General features: G+C 64.8%; 13 protein-coding genes. 5 read left to right on the top strand and 8 right to left on the bottom strand.

The window, feature by feature from the left end; translation table 11 throughout:
- Positions 1-379: 379 nt before the first annotated feature.
- The gene (gene uvrA / locus E8M79_RS09995) at positions 380-3,274 is read right to left on the bottom strand and encodes an excinuclease ABC subunit UvrA (protein WP_171015815.1); all 2,895 of its coding nucleotides are present in this window, start codon (positions 3,272-3,274) and stop codon (positions 380-382) included.
- A 204-nt stretch (positions 3,275-3,478) separates the two neighbouring features.
- A complete protein-coding gene (locus tag E8M79_RS10000) occupies positions 3,479-4,123 on the bottom strand; it encodes a LysE family translocator (protein WP_137151764.1) in 645 nt (214 codons plus the stop codon).
- Between the two features lie 244 nt (positions 4,124-4,367).
- Between E8M79_RS10000 and ssb the strand changes: the two genes are divergently transcribed.
- Positions 4,368-4,895 (top strand): single-stranded DNA-binding protein, encoded by a 528-nt coding sequence (gene ssb / locus E8M79_RS10005; RefSeq protein WP_137151765.1) that lies wholly within the window; start codon positions 4,368-4,370, stop codon positions 4,893-4,895.
- A gap of 105 nt (positions 4,896-5,000) precedes the next feature.
- Here ssb and E8M79_RS10010 read toward each other — a convergent pair whose 3' ends face one another.
- The 4 genes from E8M79_RS10010 to E8M79_RS10025 all read right to left on the bottom strand — a co-directional run bounded on the left by E8M79_RS10010 (position 5,001) and on the right by E8M79_RS10025 (position 10,480).
- Positions 5,001-6,368, bottom strand: a complete 1,368-nt coding sequence (locus E8M79_RS10010; protein WP_248304963.1) for a diguanylate cyclase — start codon at positions 6,366-6,368, stop codon at positions 5,001-5,003.
- A gap of 75 nt (positions 6,369-6,443) precedes the next feature.
- A complete protein-coding gene (locus E8M79_RS10015; protein WP_137151766.1) occupies positions 6,444-6,971 on the bottom strand; it encodes a hypothetical protein in 528 nt (175 codons plus the stop codon).
- A gap of 139 nt (positions 6,972-7,110) precedes the next feature.
- The gene (locus tag E8M79_RS10020; protein ID WP_137151767.1) at positions 7,111-9,462 is read right to left on the bottom strand and encodes an MMPL family transporter; all 2,352 of its coding nucleotides are present in this window, start codon (positions 9,460-9,462) and stop codon (positions 7,111-7,113) included.
- Between the two features lie 136 nt (positions 9,463-9,598).
- Positions 9,599-10,480 (bottom strand): NAD(P)H-binding protein, encoded by an 882-nt coding sequence (locus E8M79_RS10025; protein ID WP_137151768.1) that lies wholly within the window; start codon positions 10,478-10,480, stop codon positions 9,599-9,601.
- A gap of 158 nt (positions 10,481-10,638) precedes the next feature.
- Between E8M79_RS10025 and E8M79_RS10030 the strand changes: the two genes are divergently transcribed.
- The 3 genes from E8M79_RS10030 to E8M79_RS10040 all read left to right on the top strand — a co-directional run bounded on the left by E8M79_RS10030 (position 10,639) and on the right by E8M79_RS10040 (position 12,996).
- The gene (locus E8M79_RS10030) at positions 10,639-11,046 is read left to right on the top strand and encodes a helix-turn-helix domain-containing protein (protein ID WP_137151769.1); all 408 of its coding nucleotides are present in this window, start codon (positions 10,639-10,641) and stop codon (positions 11,044-11,046) included.
- A 103-nt stretch (positions 11,047-11,149) separates the two neighbouring features.
- A complete protein-coding gene (locus E8M79_RS10035) occupies positions 11,150-11,752 on the top strand; it encodes a helix-turn-helix domain-containing protein (protein WP_137151770.1) in 603 nt (200 codons plus the stop codon).
- Positions 11,749-12,996, top strand: a complete 1,248-nt coding sequence (locus E8M79_RS10040) for an MFS transporter (RefSeq protein WP_137151771.1) — start codon at positions 11,749-11,751, stop codon at positions 12,994-12,996. Before E8M79_RS10035 ends, E8M79_RS10040 begins: the two co-directional genes overlap by 4 nt.
- A gap of 6 nt (positions 12,997-13,002) precedes the next feature.
- On the opposite strand, the gene E8M79_RS10045 is transcribed toward E8M79_RS10040, so the two are convergent.
- Both E8M79_RS10045 and E8M79_RS10050 read right to left on the bottom strand, forming a co-directional pair.
- Positions 13,003-13,476, bottom strand: coding sequence for an SRPBCC domain-containing protein (locus tag E8M79_RS10045; RefSeq protein ID WP_171015816.1), 474 nt, complete (start codon positions 13,474-13,476; stop codon positions 13,003-13,005).
- The gene (locus E8M79_RS10050; RefSeq protein ID WP_137151773.1) at positions 13,473-13,802 is read right to left on the bottom strand and encodes a metalloregulator ArsR/SmtB family transcription factor; all 330 of its coding nucleotides are present in this window, start codon (positions 13,800-13,802) and stop codon (positions 13,473-13,475) included. Before E8M79_RS10050 ends, E8M79_RS10045 begins: the two co-directional genes overlap by 4 nt.
- Positions 13,803-14,020: 218 nt before the next feature.
- Here E8M79_RS10050 and gyrA point away from each other — a divergent pair, with 218 nt between their 5' ends.
- On the top strand, positions 14,021-16,756 hold the full coding sequence (gene gyrA, locus E8M79_RS10055) for a DNA gyrase subunit A (protein WP_137153333.1): 2,736 nt from the start codon (positions 14,021-14,023) through the stop codon (positions 16,754-16,756).
- Positions 16,757-16,784: the final 28 nt, after the last annotated feature.

Here is a 16,784-nt window from a genome sequence, read left to right on the forward strand (position 1 = left end):
TTTGGGCTGTCTGAAGACAAATGCACCATGCGGTGATTTGCCAAGGGGCACCATGCCGTAAACGTCAGGAGCTTCATGCAAAGAGCGCATGGCATTTTCACACCAATGTCGTGTTTGCCGCGATTTGCCCTCCGCCGCGGGCGGGGTGCTGCCCGTTGCCGACAGCTCCAGCCCGCTTGAATCGGCCGCAAAACAGCGGCTTCACCGAGGGTAGGGGCGCAATGGTTGGAACCAGGGCGGCGCCACCGAGGTCCCGCTGCCTATTTGCGCAGCAGGCGATCACGGCAGCACTGGGGCGGGCACGGCAGACATCATGTCGCACGGCCAAGAGAAGGCCGGCGACGCGCCACAAAGGCGGCCGCCGGCTTATGGGCAACCGCTATTCGGCGGCGCGCGTGGCGAAATGCGGCCGGCGGGCCATGATCTCCTTGAGGAAGTGGCCGGTATGCGAGCGCGGGCTCGCGGCCACCTCTTCGGGCGTGCCCATGGCCACGATCTCGCCGCCGCCATCGCCGCCTTCCGGTCCCAGGTCGATCACCCAGTCGGCCGTCTTGATGACTTCCAGATTATGCTCGATCACCACCACCGTATTGCCGCCGTCGACAAGCTCATGCAGCACCTCGAGCAGCTTGGCCACGTCATGGAAATGCAGGCCCGTCGTTGGCTCGTCCAGCATATAGAGCGTGCGGCCCGTGGCGCGCTTGGATAGCTCCTTGGACAGCTTGACGCGCTGCGCCTCGCCGCCCGACAGCGTGGTGGCCGGCTGGCCGATCTTGACATAGCCCAGCCCCACGCGCTGCAGCGTGGCGAACTTGTCGCGGATCACCGGGACCGCCGAGAAGAACTCGACGCCCTCGTCGATGGTCATGTCCAGCACGTCCGAGATCGACTTGCCCTTGAACTGCACCTCGAGCGTCTCGCGGTTGTAGCGCTTGCCCTTGCACACATCGCAGGTGACATAGACGTCGGGCAGGAAGTGCATCTCGATCTTGAGCAGGCCATCGCCCTCGCATTTCTCGCAGCGTCCGCCCTTGACGTTGAAGCTGAAGCGCCCCGGCCCATAGCCGCGCGTCTTGGCCTCCGGCAGGCCGGCAAACCACTCGCGCAGCGGCGTGAAGGCGCCGGTATAGGTGGCCGGATTGGAGCGCGGCGTGCGCCCGATCGGCGACTGGTCGATGTCGATGACCTTGTCGAGGAATTCCAGCCCCGTCAGCGATTCATGCGGCGCCGGCACCACGCGGGCGCCGTTGAGGCGCCGCGCGATGGCCTGGTACATGGTGTCGATCATCAGCGTCGACTTGCCGCCGCCGCTGACGCCGGTAATGGCGACGAACATGCCCAGCGGCACATCCACCGATACATTCTTGAGATTGTTGCCGGTGGCGCCCTTGACGCTGAGCGTCTTGCCCGGCTTGCCCACACGGCGCTCCGCCGGCATGGCAATGCCCATGCGGCCCGACAGATATTTGCCGGTCAGCGAGTCCGGGTGATTGATAATGTCCTGCGGCGTGCCTTCGGCCACGATGTTGCCGCCATGCACGCCCGCACCGGGGCCGATGTCGACCACATAGTCGGCCGTCAGGATCGCGTCCTCGTCATGCTCGACCACGATCACCGTATTGCCGATATCGCGCAGCCGGCGCAGCGTATCGAGCAGGCGGGCATTGTCGCGCTGATGCAGGCCAATGGAGGGCTCGTCGAGCACATAGAGCACGCCCGTCAGGCCCGAGCCGATCTGGCTGGCCAGGCGAATGCGCTGGCTTTCGCCGCCCGACAGCGTGCCCGAGTTGCGCGCCATGGTGAGGTAGTCCAGGCCCACGTCGATCAGGAAGTTCAGCCGCTCGCGGATTTCCTTGAGGATGCGCTCGCCGATCTGCTGCTGGGTCGGCGTGAACTTGGCCGGCAGCGCCTCGAACCACTCAGCCGCGGCGCGGATCGACTTCTCGGTCACCTGGCCGACATGCAGCCCGTCGATCTTGACCGCCAGCGACTCCGGCTTCAGCCGGTAGCCGCCACAGGCCACGCAGGGCTTGGCCGACATGTATTTCTCGATCTCCTCGCGCATGCCGGCGCTCTCGGTCTCCTTGTAGCGCCGCTCGAGATTGCCGATCACGCCTTCAAAGACCTTGCTGGTCTTGTATTGGCGCAGGCCATCGTCATAGACGAAGTCGAGCTTTTCCTTGCCCGTACCAAAGAGTACGGCATGCTGCACCTCGAACGGCAGATCATTCCAGGCCGTGCCCGTGGACGCGCCATAGTGCTTCACCACCGCGCTTAGCGTCTGCTGGTAATAGGGCGCACTGGTCTTGCTCCAGGGCAGGATGGCGCCATCGCGCAGCGACAGCGTGCCATCCGGCACCACCTGGTCGGGGTCGATCTTCTGCTCGGTGCCCAGGCCATCGCAGACCGGGCAGGCGCCGAAGGGATTGTTGAACGAGAACAGCCGCGGCTCGATCTCGGCAATGGTGAAGCCGGAGACCGGGCAGGCGAACTTCTCCGAGAAGGTCTGCTGGCGCGGCTTGCCGTCTTCGCCCTTTTCGTCGGCATATTCGATCAGCGCAATGCCTTCGGCCAGCTTGAGCGCGGTCTCAAAGCTCTCGGCCAGGCGGCCGGAGATCTCGGGGCCCACCACCACGCGGTCGACCACCACTTCGATGTCATGCTTGAGCTTCTTGTCGAGGGCAGGGGCCTCCTCGATTTCGTAATACTCGCCATCGATCTTGACGCGCTGGAAGCCCTTGCGCATCAGATCGGCCAGTTCCTTCTTGTATTCGCCCTTGCGGCCGCGCGCGATCGGCGCCAGCAGATAGAGCCGCGTGCCCTCGGGAATGGCCAGCGTCTTGTCGACCATCTGGGTGACGGTCTGGCTCTCGATGGGCAGGCCCGTTGCCGGCGAATAGGGCACGCCGACGCGCGCAAACAGCAGGCGCAGATAGTCATAGATTTCCGTGACCGTGCCCACGGTCGAGCGCGGATTGCGGCTGGTGGTCTTCTGCTCGATGGAAATGGCCGGCGACAGGCCCTCGATGTGTTCCACATCCGGCTTCTGCATCATTTCCAGGAACTGCCGGGCATAGGCCGACAGCGACTCCACATAGCGGCGCTGCCCCTCGGCATAGATGGTGTCGAAGGCCAGCGAGGATTTGCCCGAGCCAGACAGGCCCGTCATCACGATCAGGCTGTCGCGCGGCAGCTTGATGTCGATGCCCTTGAGATTGTGCTCGCGGGCGCCGCGCACGATGATCTCACGGTTGAGGCTTGGCTTTGGCGTCATCATTGAAGTCCATGGCTCAGTGCGCCGGAGTGGCGGCACAGCGATCAAACAGGCAGTCGGCGGGACGGGAGGAGTCTGAAAATAGGGGCACCAGCGCTCACCTTCAACCCAGCTATACGCATCACTGCCCGGCTTGGACCGCACCAGACCGGCCCAGACGCGTCTGCGTAGCCCAGGAACATAAAAGGAACAAGCCAGATTCGGTCAAGCGCCTGCATGTAGCGTTGCTCCATGCCAGGCGGTGAACACGGCCGCGATCAAAAACAGCAGCCCCGCGCCACGACCAATCCAGATGGTAACCTGCGGGTGACCGGTCAGCCCGTCGCGGGCCCGGCTGGCGCCCAGCGCCAGCGCACCATAGATCAGGCCCTGCATGGCGACGGTGAGGCACCCCAGCACAAGGGCCTGCGACCAGATCGGCCCAAAGGACGGCCGCATATATTGCGGATAAACCGCCAGCACGAAGAGATAGGCCTTGGGGTTGAGCAGGCACGTGATGGTGCCCTGGCGCAGAATGGCCATCTCGGACCGCGCTGCGACGCGCCCCACGCTGCCGACCGTGATGCTGCTGGCCACAAGACTATAGCAAATCCAGCCCATATAGGCGGCGCCGATCAGCACCATGGCCTGGAAGATGGCCATGGGAAGCTGTGTCAGCACGCCCACGGCCAGCGCGCCGAACAGCGTATGGATGGCGCCGCCGATCATGATGCCCGCCACAGCCGCCAGGCCCGCCCGGCGCCCGGACGTCAGTGCATTGGCCAGCACGAAAACCATGTCCATGCCCGGCACCACGATGATGCCGAACAGCAGAACGGTAAAAATCCCTAGCGCCTGCCCATAATCCATGCCGCACCCCCATCAGAGGCGATGCCATGGCGGAAGCCTGCTGACAGGGCATGTCAGCAACGGCAGGGAATTGACAGGCGTTCCGAAATGAGAACATAATGAGAACAAATGTCATGAACACTTCTGTTCACAACTGCGCCAAGGCACAGGCGGTGAGCGGCGCGGCGGAGTAAACTCCCCGCGCTATGTAAGTGAGCGTCCCGACGGGCCGGACCCCGGGACTGAATTGAGAAGGAATTGAGCGATGGCAGGCAGTGTCAACAAGGTGATCCTGGTCGGCAATCTGGGTGCAGATCCCGAGGTGCGCAACCTCCCCAGCGGCGGCAAGGTGGTCAATCTGTCCATCGCCACCTCCGAGTCCTGGAAGGACCGCAACACCGGCGAGCGCCGCGAAAAGACCGAGTGGCACCGCGTGGTGATCTTCTCGGAAGGCCTGACCCGCGTGGCCGAGAGCTATCTCAAGAAGGGCAGCAAGGTCTATATCGAGGGCCAGCTGCAGACCCGTAAGTGGCAGGATCAGTCCGGCCAGGACAAATACAGCACCGAGATCGTGCTGCAGGGCTTCAACTCCAATCTGACGCTGCTCGATGGCCGCGGCGATGGTGAAGGCGCTGGCGGCGGCGAAGGCGGTTTCCGCGGCGTGCGCGACAATTCTGGCGGCGGCAATTATGGTGGCGGCAACCCCGGTGCAGGTGGCGGCGGTGCCCGCCGGCCCCAGGCCAATGCCCCGGCCTTCGAGCCCGGCGGCATGGACGACGATATCCCGTTCTAGGCCGATCTGCGGCGACAGGGCATCGGCATTAGCCTGCAAGCACGGCGCAGAATAAAGATGATGAAGGGGTCGCTCTGCGGCCCCTTTGCTTTGGGGGCCGGCGGTTCAGGCCGACAGGGCCCGGGGTACAAACACCCGGCTGGTGTTGCGCCCCGCCGCCTTGGCGGCATAGAGCGCCGTATCGGCGCGGCGGAACAGCTCCGCCGAGCTGCCGCCTGAACAATGGGCGACGCCCACCGAGGCCCCCAGCGCCAGCGATTGGCCGTCGCACACAAAGGCTTGGCCAATGCAGTCCACGATCTGGGCCGCCAGTGCTTCGACGGCATGGGCCGGCATGTCGGGCCCGATCAGCACAGCAAATTCATCGCCGCCGATGCGCGCCACCAGTTCGGCACCGCCACAGCAGGCGCCCAGGCGCCGGGCTGCCTCGATCAGGCACTGGTCGCCCAGCGCATGGCCGTGACTATCATTGATCTGCTTGAAGCCATCCAGATCGACCAACAGCAGGGCCGCGATCGGCCGCGGCTCATGCCGGTCCTGCACCTGGTCGAGCCGCGCCTGGAACCGGCTGCGATTGGCCAGGCCTGTCATCACATCGGTCTCGGCGAGGTAACGCGTGCGGTCGGCCAGCAGGCGCTGCTCGGTAATGTCCTGCTTCATGCCGAAGATGCGCACGGCCTTGCCGTCGCGGGCCTCCACCGTGCCGGTGATCCGCATCCAGCGGCGACGGCCCTGCGCGGTGATGATCTCGACTTCGACGGAGAAATCGCTGCAGTCTTCGATGGCCCGCGCCCGCGCTGCCGCCATCGCGGCACGCGACTCTGCCGTGTAGCGCTGCAACGTGCTGTCACGGTCGATCGATGCCCCGCGCGGGATCTCGAAAATATCATAGACGCCGGCCGTCCAGGTCAGGCTTTCGTCGCTCAGGTCGCACTCCCAGATGCCGATGCTGGCGGTTTCCGAGGCGCGTTCGAAGCGCTCGATCTGGGCGCGCAGCTCGGCCGCATGGCGGTCGCGTTCCTGCGTCCGTTCGCGCAGCATCCGGCCGATGGCGGCGCGGCTGGTGACCTCGATGGCCATGGCCTCGAGCCGATGCGCCATGGCCGGGCCGCGCGGTCGGGAATCGCACAGATGTAGCGTCAGCGCCGGATTGTCCGTGCCGTCGGGCATGGGAATAGCGGCATAGAACCGGGTTAGTCCGCGGCTGGCGCCGGGGCAGCGCGCCGTATCGGCAATCACCCGCGGCGCACCAAAGGGGCAGGCGTCAGCCGGCTGTGCGATCACAAAGGCGAGATGGGCAGGGTTGCCGCTGCTGTCGATGATCTGGCTGGCACCGTCCCGCCGACGCGTGATGGCCACCGCATCGACCTGCAGCAACTCGCGCAACCGATCGAGAGAACCCGGCGCTGTCGGAGCGCCCGGTTCGCCTTGCGGCGCCGTTGACGTATGGGCAGCAGCACCACGTCCAGACAAGACCAGCAACCTGTGTTCCAAACCAGGTCGCTACACTAGCGCCGGTTCGGTTAAGGCTTTGTGCGTAAATGCCGATCAGCGGGTGAACGGCACCTCGGCGCGCAGGCTGTCGCCATTGTCGACATAGACCACGTCGAACACCACATGGATGGCGTCGTTGCTGAACTTCATCTGCGCGGAAATGTCGAGATCCTTGCCGACCTCGTCCTTGTCGCGCTCATGCATGGTGAAAACCAGATTGCTGCCGCGCTTCTGGCCGATGGCCCGGCCACCGAACTTGGCATTCGAGCTCATCGCGGCTTCATAGCGGCGGTTTTCCTCGACATAGGCCACTGTGCCGGCGATGGACAATTGCGTGCCCGCCAGGGTGCAGCGGCCATTGTAATTGACCATGTCGCGATTGCCCTCGGCCAGGGTCAGGCGGCAGACCACCGTCTCCACATTGGCGCCGGTCAACGTGCCGCGGCCGCGCCAGGTGCCGATATAGGATTTGAGCAGCGCCACATCATCGGGGGCGGCCAGCACAGGTGCGCTGCCGGCGCCACTGGCCAGCAGAAGGGCCAAAAGACCCAGGGCGCGCACGCCGGGTGCCAAACGTCTCATTGCAGCAAGCCTCCAGAACGAACATGCCCCCCGGCAGATAGGACCATTGTGACAGCGCCTTGCGCCGGCCAGAATCGCCCTGGTGTCACTCTAGCCATGCCAGCCAAGGCCTCGCAAGCGCCGCCACATCCCTGTCCCATCACGGCGCGCCATGCGGGGCGACATCCTCGCCGGTGCGCACGCGGATGCGGCCCAGCGGCTGGAAGAACTTGCCCCCCGCCACCAGCAGGGCCGGCAGGATGAACAGGTCCCCGATCACCGCAAAGCCGAGCGTGGACACAAACAGCGTGCCAAACAGCGCCACCTGCGGCAGATCCGAGAAGGTGACGATGATGACGCCCGAACACAGGATAATCGTGGTGGCGACAATGGCGCCGCCGATGCGGTCCAGCGTGTGCTTGATGGCGCCCATATGGTCCATCTTCTCCTCCCGCCGCGCATGCAGATAATGCGACAGGAAATGGACCGTGTCGTCCACCGCGATACCGAAGGCGATGGTCAGGGCGATCACCGTGGTCAGTTGCAGCCCCTGGCCGCTGAAATAGAGCCAAGCCTCCGTCCCCAGCACGGGGAAGAGATTGGGTATGGCCGAGGCCAGCGCCACGCGGAAGGACTGGAAGGCAAAGCCGATCAGCGCCAGATTGACCAGCACCGACATGGTGAGATCGAGCTGCAGCCCGCTCACAATCTGGTCGGTGCCATAGGTGGTCAGCACGCGGAAGCCGCCGATCTCCGCGCCGCTTATTCCAGCCGCCGCCAGCTCGGCATTGACGTCGATCACCATCTGCTTGAGATCGTCCGAATCCATGATTGTCGGCATGAAGCCGGTGACCAGCGCCTGGGTGCCATCGTCGGTGACGAAGCGCTTGCGCATGAACGGCCCGACGGAATCGAACACCTCCTGGCGGGTGAAGCCGGCGTCCGTATAGTCGGTCATCGCCGCCGCCGAGATCACCTTGTTGTCCCCCAGGTGGCCCTCAAGGATACGATGCACCGTCTGGATGGTCTCGAAATCCCGCTCGGTGACATTGGGGTCGCCATCCTGCAGCGGCACGCGGATATAGAGCGGCGCCACGCCACCAACGCCCGCATCGATATTCTCCGCCGCTGTCAGCGCCATGGAATCCTTGGCAATGAAGTCCTCAAACGAGAAATGCGGCTTGATCAGCGTATAGGGCACGAACAGCGCCAGGGTGACGATCACGGCCAGCACCGAGACCAGTCGGCCATAACGGCTGGCGATGAACCAGCTCAGGGGCAGGGCGGCCGTCAGCACCAGGCTGCTGCGCTTGGGCGCCTTGAAGCCCAGGCGCACGGCGGCCTTGAGCATCAGCGGCAGGAAGGTCATCAGGCATACAAACAGCACGAATGTGCCGATGGCGCCGGCAATGGAGAACTCGCGAATGCCCTGGCCCGGGGTAAAGGCCAGCGAGGCGAAGCTGACGAAGGTGGTCAACATGGTCAGCGCCGCGGCCGGTCCCACCAGCTTGACCGTGGTGTCGACGGCTTCCTCGGGGTCCATGCCGTCGCGCCAATAGGCCAGCCAGTTGAAGACGAAAAACATCGACTCCGCAAAGCTGATCACCAGCACCAGCGTGGTGACGATGACGGTGAGGAAGGTGAAGGAGCCGAAGAAATAAAGGATAATGCCCATCGACCACAGCACCGACAGGGCCGGCGTTGCCGCCACCAGCAGGGCGCCGGGCAGCGAGCGCAGCGCCAGCAGCGCAATGATGGCCCCCAGGCCAAAGCCCCAGATGGTGAACTTGAGCTGATCGGCCACCGAGGCATTGATCATCTCGCTGGTCCAGATCGGCGGGCCGGTCAGTTCGACGGAAATATTGCCATCCTGATAGGGCGCAATGGTCTCGCGCACGCTGGCGATCATGGCCTTGGTGCCGTCGCCGCCTGTCATGTCCGGGTTGGGGAACATGATGAGCACAATGCCGGTCAGGTCCGGGGTGATCAGATTGCGCATCAGCGGATCGTGCTGCTGCAGATCGGTCAGGGCCGTGGCAACCTCGGCGAAATCCTGCATGCCCTCGGGCACCGCCGGCACCGAGCCGCCCAGGCCCGTCGGCTTGCGCAGGGTGAAGGGCGACATGGTGCCCACGGCAAAATCATTGAGCTCAAGGTCGAACGCCAGCTCGCGCACCCGCTCGAGCGTCTCCGGATCAGTCAGATTGGGCGAACTGACCAGCACATAGACGTCATTTTCGAAGGTGCCGAAGGTCTGGGACAGACGGTCGTAGGAATCATAATACTGGCCGGAATCGGCATAGATGCGCAGCAGATCGCCATCGACATTGGCGCGCGGCAACTGGCTGGCGCACAGCCCGGTGACCAGCACGACCAGCAGGGCAACGGTCTTGGGAAAGCGCAGCGTGGCGAGGCCGAAATACTCCAGCCCAAAGCCGATGGACCGGTCATGCGTGACCCGGGCCCACAGACGCCTAAACAGTGACCCCACGATATCGACCCCAGCTTGCACGCGCTGGCGCCAAGCTGCGCGATTCCCGGGGTTTTGTCAGCGGTGGCCAGACGTCGGGCGCAGCTCAGGCGGCCGACATACAGACATTGTGCATCCGCTGCCCCGCCACGGGGCAGGGCAGCGGATGCGATTGGGCTTAGAGGCCCAGGGCAGGGCGGTTGGCCGCCAGGAATGCGGCGAAGGTTTCCGGCTTGCGGCCCGAGTAGCGCTCCACAGTATCGGTCACCACGCCGAAATAGCCGGTGACGGCGTCCTTCTGGAAAGCCACCAGCGCACCGGCAAAGCCCTCGGGAATGCCGGCGGCGACCATGCCGGCCTGCAGCTGGTCCGGCGTCACGGCAATCACCTGCACCGGCTTGCCGCTGACCTCGGCATAGAGCGCGGCCCGCTCGACATTGGTCACAAAGGCGGGACCGGTCACGTCCTCGATGCTCTGGCCTTCACCCTGCAGCAGGGCGCCGGCCGCGGTGCGGGCCGCATCGGCGCGCGAGACATAGGAGGTGCCGCGATCCCCGATCAGGCCGAACAGCTGGCCCGAGGCGATGACATGGGCCGCATCGGCCAGATTGTTTTCGGCATACATGTGGTTGCGCAGGATGGTGAAGCCCAGGCCGCTGTTGGCAATGGCCAGCTCGGTCCAGAAATGCTCCACCGAAATGCCGGCGTCCGGATTGGGCCGGGCGGCGGGGGCCGAGGTATAAACGATATGCTTGACGCCGGCGGCCTTGGCGGCATTGACCGCCGCAGTCTGCTGCGCCACGCGGGCGCCGATGCCATCGGTGCTGATGATCAGCATGCGATCAACGCCGGCAAAGGCGGCGGGCAGGCTGGCGGGCTTGTCGAAATCCACCGTGCGGACTTCGACGCCGCGGGCGGCCAGGTCGGCCAGCTTGGCGCTGTCGCGCGTACCGGCAATGATCTGGGTGGCGCCGCGCGCCAGCAGCTCTTCAATGGCCAGGCGGCCGAGCTTCCCGCCGGCGCCGGTGACGAGCAGGGTTTGATCCTTGAATTGGGTCATCTTGATCTCCGTGTTGACCAACTCCTCCTTGCAGCGGATGCCGATGGAGAGTAAGTATCGTTTGGAGAGTGCTATCTAGTCTGCTTCCGGGATGACGAAAAGGAGGCACTTTGGCCACCTAAAGTCACCCACAGGTAACTGCCCAGGAGTACCCAGCCATGTTGCGCACCCTATCTGAAGAAGCCGCCCTGTACATCGAACGCTGGAACCAGGCGCCGGCCGGCCCGCCCGATGCCTGCCCGGTGCGCGGCGTGCTCGACAAGATTTCCGACAAGTGGAGCATGCTGCTGGTTATGACGCTGGCCAGTGGCCCCCGGCGCTTCAACCAGCTGCGGCGGGAAATTCCCGATATTTCGCAGAAAATGCTGACCCAGACGCTGCGCGACCTGCAGCGTGACGGCATGGTGGCGCGCGCCGTCTTCGACACCAAGCCGCCCTCGGTGGAATACCGCCTGACGGCACTGGGCGAGTCCATCATTGTGCCCTTTGGCCATCTCATCCAATGGGCCGGCGAGAACCATCCGCGCATCGACCAGGCGCGGCAGGTGTTCGACAGCGCGAGCTGACTGCCCCGAGCAGGCGGTTCGACGATCACCCGGTCGTTTCGCAAAGAATCGTTTGCAAAGAAATCTTTGCGAAATAAACTGGCCAGCGACAAGGAGATGTCGCATGGCCCCGCGCCGCATCACGCAGATTGCCCCCGATCCCACCGCGCTCAAGGCGCTGACCCATCCGGTGCGGCTGCGCATGCTCAGCCTCTTGCGCCTGGATGGTCCGGCCACCGCGTCTGGCCTGGCCGCTCGGCTCGGGCTCAATTCCGGCACCACCAGCTATCATCTGCGCCAGCTCGCCCTGCATGGCTTCATCGAGGAAGACAGCGACCGCGGCAATCAGCGGGACCGCTGGTGGCGATCCCGGCACGACATGACGACCTTCCTCACCGACAGCGTCGAAGGCGATACGCTCCAAGCCGGCCTCGCCTTCCAGCAGGCGGCGCTCAACTGGCACATGCGGCAGATGCAGGCGGCGCACAATGCCTATCCTGATATGCCGACCGAATGGCGCCCGGCCTTCACCGTCAGCGACTACACCATCGCCATGACGCCCGAGGCTGCCGCCGCGCTGATCGACCAGATCAAGACGCTGCTGACTGAGGCCATGGCGGCCGCACCGCCCTTGGTCGCGCCTTTGCCCGGCGACCTGCGGCCCTTTTCCATCATCCTCAATGCCGCGCCCCTGACGGCTGACCAGCCGGAGCCGGACCTGTCATGAGCCTGCCCAAACCCTTCCTCGCCCTCTCGGCGGCAACCGTTCTCGCCACCACCGGCACGCGCTTTTCGGCCATTGCCGTGCCGTGGCTGGTGCTCGAAACCACCGGTGACCCGGTGCTGACGGGTCTGGCTGGCCTGGCCGAAATGTTGCCCTATGTGCTGGCCAAGGCCCTGGGCGGCCCGCTGATTGATCGCCTTGGCCCGCGGCGCATGGCCATCTCTTGCGACCTGCTGTCGACCCTGGCGGTCGCGCTTGTGCCGCTGCTCTATTGGGCCGGGCTCTTGTCGATCTGGGTCCTGTTGCCGGCTTTGGCCCTGATCGGCGTGCTGCGCGCCCCGGCCGATGCCAGCAAGCAGGCCATGGTGCCCGCCGTGGCTGCCCTCGGCCACATGCCGCTTGAGCGGGTCACCGGCGTCGTCGGCGCGGCTGACCGGTTGGCCGGCACGCTGGGCGCCGCCAGCGCTGGCGCCCTGATCGGTCTGCTCGGCTCCGGCGCGGCCCTGCTCGCCAATGCCCTGGCCTTCCTGCTGTCGGCGCTGGTGCTGGCTGTCGGCGTGCCGCGAACAGATGCCGCCGTGGTCGCCGGCGATGCCGCAGCCGAGCCAACCATGCCTGTCGGCTATCTCGCCCAGTTCGCCGCCGGCTGGCAGGTGCTGCGCAGCGACGCCGTGCTGATGGGCCTGGTGATCATGATCGCGGTGACCAATCTGTTCGATCAGGCCTATTCCATGGTCCTGCTGCCCGTCTGGGTCCGCGCCGCGGGCCTCGACGTGACCTGGGTTGGTCTGTTCCTCGCCACCTTCTCGGCTTCGGCGATCCTGGGGTCGGTCCTGGCGGCCATTTACGGTGCCCGCCTGCCGCGCTTGCTCCTTTATACCCTTGGCTTCCTCTGCGCCGGCCCGCTCGCCTTTGGCAGCTTTGCGCTCAACCTGCCGCTCTCGGCCATCATCGCCATCCTGCTGCTGGGCGGGCTGGCCGCTGGCTTTCTCAATCCCATCATTTCGGCCATTCTGCTCGAACGCACGCCAACGCCGATGGTTGGCCGGGTCATCGCATTGACCGGCGCGCTCACCTGGTCCCTCATCCCGTTTGGCGGGCTCTATGCGGGTCTTCTGGTCAACAATGTCGGCATCCTGCCGGCTCTGGGCGTAACGGCCATGCTCTATCTCTGCACCACGCTGCTGCCCCTCGCAGTCCCCAGCTTTCGCCAGATGGGGCAGGCGAGAGCTGGCGCACCCAGCTGACGGCGCTCAGGGCCGCGGCAGGCGCAGCCTGTCGATGGTCTGGCTCATGCCGGCCTCGATCCCGAGGTTAAACCAGTTGCGGACGGCCTCGTCGTCAAGATGGGGCGGCAAGTCCAGCCGCAGGGTCATTCTCGTGCCGCGATCCAGGGCCTGGAAGTCCAGCGTCACCAGTGGCGCATCCTCGACCCCGTCGGTGAGATCGGGCCAGCCACCGACCGCGCCGAAGCTAAAGGCCAGCCGGTGCGGCTTGTCGATCTCGCGATAGATGCCGCCCGTCACATAGGATTTGTCTGCCGCCTCGACCATGTGCAGCCGCCAGGCGCCGCCCACGCGCAGATCAACCTGCGGTGGCCAGGCGATCGGCATGCCGGGATTGAGGAACCAGTCGAGCTTGTCCGGCTCCGTCCAGGCCGCAAACACCGCGGCCGGCGGGACAGGATAGGTCCGCACAAGGGTGAAGCCGCGCCGGGGTGCCGTCATTCTGTCTCTCCTGAGGTCGTCGTCAGTTGCGCGCCAAGCCGGTCCAGCCGCTCGACGAAGAAGCTGCGATAGGTCTCGATCCATGCGTCCGCAGCAGCCAGCGGAGCGGGTTCCAGCCGGCATGGCCGGGATTGCGCCTGCCGCTCTTTGCGCAGAAGCCCTGCCTCTTCGAGCACCTTGAGATGGCGCGACACAGTGGGCAGCGTCAGCTGGAAGGGGGCCGCCAGCTCATTGACCGTGGCCGGCCCTTCGGCCAGCCGGGCCAGCAGGGCGCGCCGGGTCGGATCGGCCAACGCGCTGAAGGTGCGGGTGAGGGGATCGCTCATATTTGCCAATCTACGTAATTACGTTGATATGCAAATATAGTGTCAGACGATGGACGTCAAGCCGGGCATGCCCTGGCAATCCACACCTAACGCGCCGCAAAATTGGTATTCCCGGCCGAAATCGCCTATCCCTTGGGCAACGGAATCAACATAGAATCACCCCAGTGACCGATACCAGCGACAACGGAACTGGCGCGCTGCCGCCCTCCGATATCTCGATGATCTCCATCACCGACGAAATGCGGAAGTCCTATCTCGATTACGCCATGAGCGTGATCGTCAGCCGCGCCCTGCCGGACGTGCGCGACGGGCTCAAGCCGGTGCACCGTCGCATCCTGTTTTCGATGAGCGAGAACGGCTACGAATATAACAAGCCCTACCGCAAATCGGCCCGCGTCGTTGGCGACGTGATCGGTAAATACCATCCGCACGGCGACAGCGCCGTCTATATGGCTCTGGTGCGCATGGCGCAGGACTTTTCCATGGGCGAAATGCTGGTGGAAGGTCAGGGCAACTTCGGCTCGGTCGACGGCGATATGCCCGCCGCCATGCGCTACACCGAAGTGCGCATGCAAAAGATCACCAATTCCATGCTCGATGACCTCGACAAGGACACGGTCGATTTCCGCGACAACTACGATGGCTCCGAAAAGGAACCGACGGTTCTGCCGGCGCGCTATCCCAACATGCTGGTCAATGGCGGCGGCGGCATCGCCGTGGGCATGGCCACCAATATCCCCACCCACAATCTGGGTGAGACCATCGATGCGGCGCTGCTGGTGCTCGACAATCCGCATGTGACGGTCGAAGAGCTGCTGGCTGTCTTGCCGGGCCCTGATTTCCCCACCGGCGGCATTATCCTGGGTCGCGCCGGCATCCGCGCCGCCTATGAAACCGGCCGCGGCTCTGTGGTCATGCGTGGCCGCGTCGCCATCGAAGAGGTGCGCAAGGAGCGCGAAGCCCTCATCATCACCGAGATTCCCTATCAGGTGAACAAGGCCTCGATGGTGGAAAAGATTGCTGAACTGGTGCGCGACAAGCGCATCGAAGGCATTTCCGACATGCGCGACGAGAGCGATCGCAACGGCATGCGCGTCGTGGTCGAGATCAAGCGCGACGCCCTGGCCGATGTCGTGCTCAACCAGCTCTATCGCTTCACGCCGCTGCAGAGCTCCTTCGGCTGCAACTTCGTCGCGCTCAACGGTGGCAAGCCGCAGCTGATGAACCTGCGCGAAATGCTGCAGGCCTTCATCGATTTCCGTCACCAGGTGGTCACGCGTCGTGCGCGCTTCCTGCTCAACAAGGCCCGCGACCGCGCCCATATCCTGGTCGGCCTGGCAGTTGCCGTCGCCAATATCGACGAAGTCATTGCCCTGATCCGCACCGCGCCCGATCCGGCGACGGCGCGCGAGCAGTTGATGACCCGTCGCTGGCCGGCCCAGGACGTGGCCCCACTGATCGCCCTGATCGACGATCCGCGCCACCGCATCAATGACGACGGCACCTTCAACCTCTCCGACGAGCAGGCCCGCGCCATTCTCGAACTGCGCCTGGCCCGCCTGACGGCGCTGGGTCGCGATGAAATCGGCGACGAACTCAATGGCCTGGGCGCCCAGATCGAGGACTATCTCGATATCCTGCGCAGCCGCGAACGCGTCATCGAGATCATCCGCACCGAGCTGACCGAGATCAAGGAACAGTTCGCCACCCCGCGCCGCACCGAGATTTCCGAATCCCTGGGCGATTTCGACGACGAGGACCTCATTGCCCGCGAGGACATGGTCGTCACCGTCAGCCACGAGGGCTATATCAAGCGCGTGCCGCTCTCGACCTATCGGGCGCAGAACCGCGGCGGCAAGGGCCGCTCGGGCATGGCGACGCGCGAAGAGGATTTCGTCGCCCGCCTGTTCGTCGCCAATACCCATACGCCGGTGCTGTTCTTCACCAGCCGCGGCATTGCCTACAAGCTCAAGGTGTGGCGTCTGCCGCTGGCCCAGGCCAATGCGCGCGGCAAGGCCCTGATCAACATCCTGCCGCTCGAGCAGGGTGAACGCCTGACCACCATCATGCCGCTGCCCGAGGATGAGACCACCTGGGGCAATCTGGACATCATGTTCGCCACCACGCGCGGCACGGTGCGCCGCAACTCGCTGGCCGATTTCGTGGAAGTGCGCCAGAACGGCAAGATCGCCATGAAGCTCGACGAGGGCGACCAGATCGTCGGCGTCGAGACGGCCACGGCCAGCGACGACGTGCTGCTCACCACCGCCATGGGTCAGGCCATCCGCTTCCCGGTCGATGATGTGCGCGTGTTCAAGGGCCGCGACTCCATGGGCGTGCGTGGCATTAGCCTGGCGCCCGAGGACACGGTGATCTCCATGGCCGTGATCAATCACTCCGACGCCACCGCCGAGGAACGCGCTGCCTATCTCAAGATGAGCCGCGCCCGCCGCGGCGAGGAACTGGTCGAGGAAACCAGCCCCGACGAGGGCGAAGTGGAGGCCGGCGATCTGCCGCTTGAGCGCTTTGACGTGATGAGCTTCACCGAGCAGTTCATCCTCACCATCTCCGAAAACGGCTACGGCAAGCGCACCTCCAGCCACGAATACCGCATCACCGGTCGCGGCGGCAAAGGCATCGTCGCCATGGCCGTCAACAAGCGCAACGGCAAGCTGGTTGCCAGCTTCCCGGTGGCCGATGAAGACCAGATCATGCTGATCTCCGACGGTGGCCAGACCATTCGTCTGCCGGTGGGCGGCGACAAGCCGATCCGCATCGTCAGCCGTGGCAGCCAGGGTGTGATCGTCTTCGACACCGCAGAAGACGAAAAGGTCGTCTCGGTTGAACACATCCGCGAGCCCGAGGCTGACGAAAGCGAAGCCATCGCTGCGCCGGAAGCGCCCGAGGGCGACGCCCCCGAAGCGCCCGACACCCCGGACGCGCCGCTGGAATAGCCGAACAGAGATGGATAAGGGGCGCTGC

Origin of the sequence: Devosia sp. FKR38 (assembly GCF_005222805.1) — a bacterium.
GTDB lineage: Bacteria > Pseudomonadota > Alphaproteobacteria > Rhizobiales > Devosiaceae > Devosia.

What these genes read in the sequence shown, in the direction of transcription:
- E8M79_RS10050 (WP_137151773.1), bottom strand. Translation starts at nt 13,802, where the DNA reads ATGAGCGATCCCCTCACCCGCACCTTCAGCGCGTTGGCCGATCCGACC.
- uvrA (WP_171015815.1), bottom strand. Translation starts at nt 3,274, where the DNA reads ATGACGCCAAAGCCAAGCCTCAACCGTGAGATCATCGTGCGCGGCGCC.
- E8M79_RS10040 (WP_137151771.1), top strand. Translation starts at nt 11,749, where the DNA reads ATGAGCCTGCCCAAACCCTTCCTCGCCCTCTCGGCGGCAACCGTTCTC.
- gyrA (WP_137153333.1), top strand. Translation starts at nt 14,021, where the DNA reads ATGATCTCCATCACCGACGAAATGCGGAAGTCCTATCTCGATTACGCC.
- E8M79_RS10025 (WP_137151768.1), bottom strand. Translation starts at nt 10,480, where the DNA reads ATGACCCAATTCAAGGATCAAACCCTGCTCGTCACCGGCGCCGGCGGG.
- ssb (WP_137151765.1), top strand. Translation starts at nt 4,368, where the DNA reads ATGGCAGGCAGTGTCAACAAGGTGATCCTGGTCGGCAATCTGGGTGCA.
- E8M79_RS10015 (WP_137151766.1), bottom strand. Translation starts at nt 6,971, where the DNA reads ATGAGACGTTTGGCACCCGGCGTGCGCGCCCTGGGTCTTTTGGCCCTT.
- E8M79_RS10000 (WP_137151764.1), bottom strand. Translation starts at nt 4,123, where the DNA reads ATGGATTATGGGCAGGCGCTAGGGATTTTTACCGTTCTGCTGTTCGGC.
- E8M79_RS10045 (WP_171015816.1), bottom strand. Translation starts at nt 13,476, where the DNA reads ATGACGGCACCCCGGCGCGGCTTCACCCTTGTGCGGACCTATCCTGTC.
- E8M79_RS10030 (WP_137151769.1), top strand. Translation starts at nt 10,639, where the DNA reads ATGTTGCGCACCCTATCTGAAGAAGCCGCCCTGTACATCGAACGCTGG.
- E8M79_RS10035 (WP_137151770.1), top strand. Translation starts at nt 11,150, where the DNA reads ATGGCCCCGCGCCGCATCACGCAGATTGCCCCCGATCCCACCGCGCTC.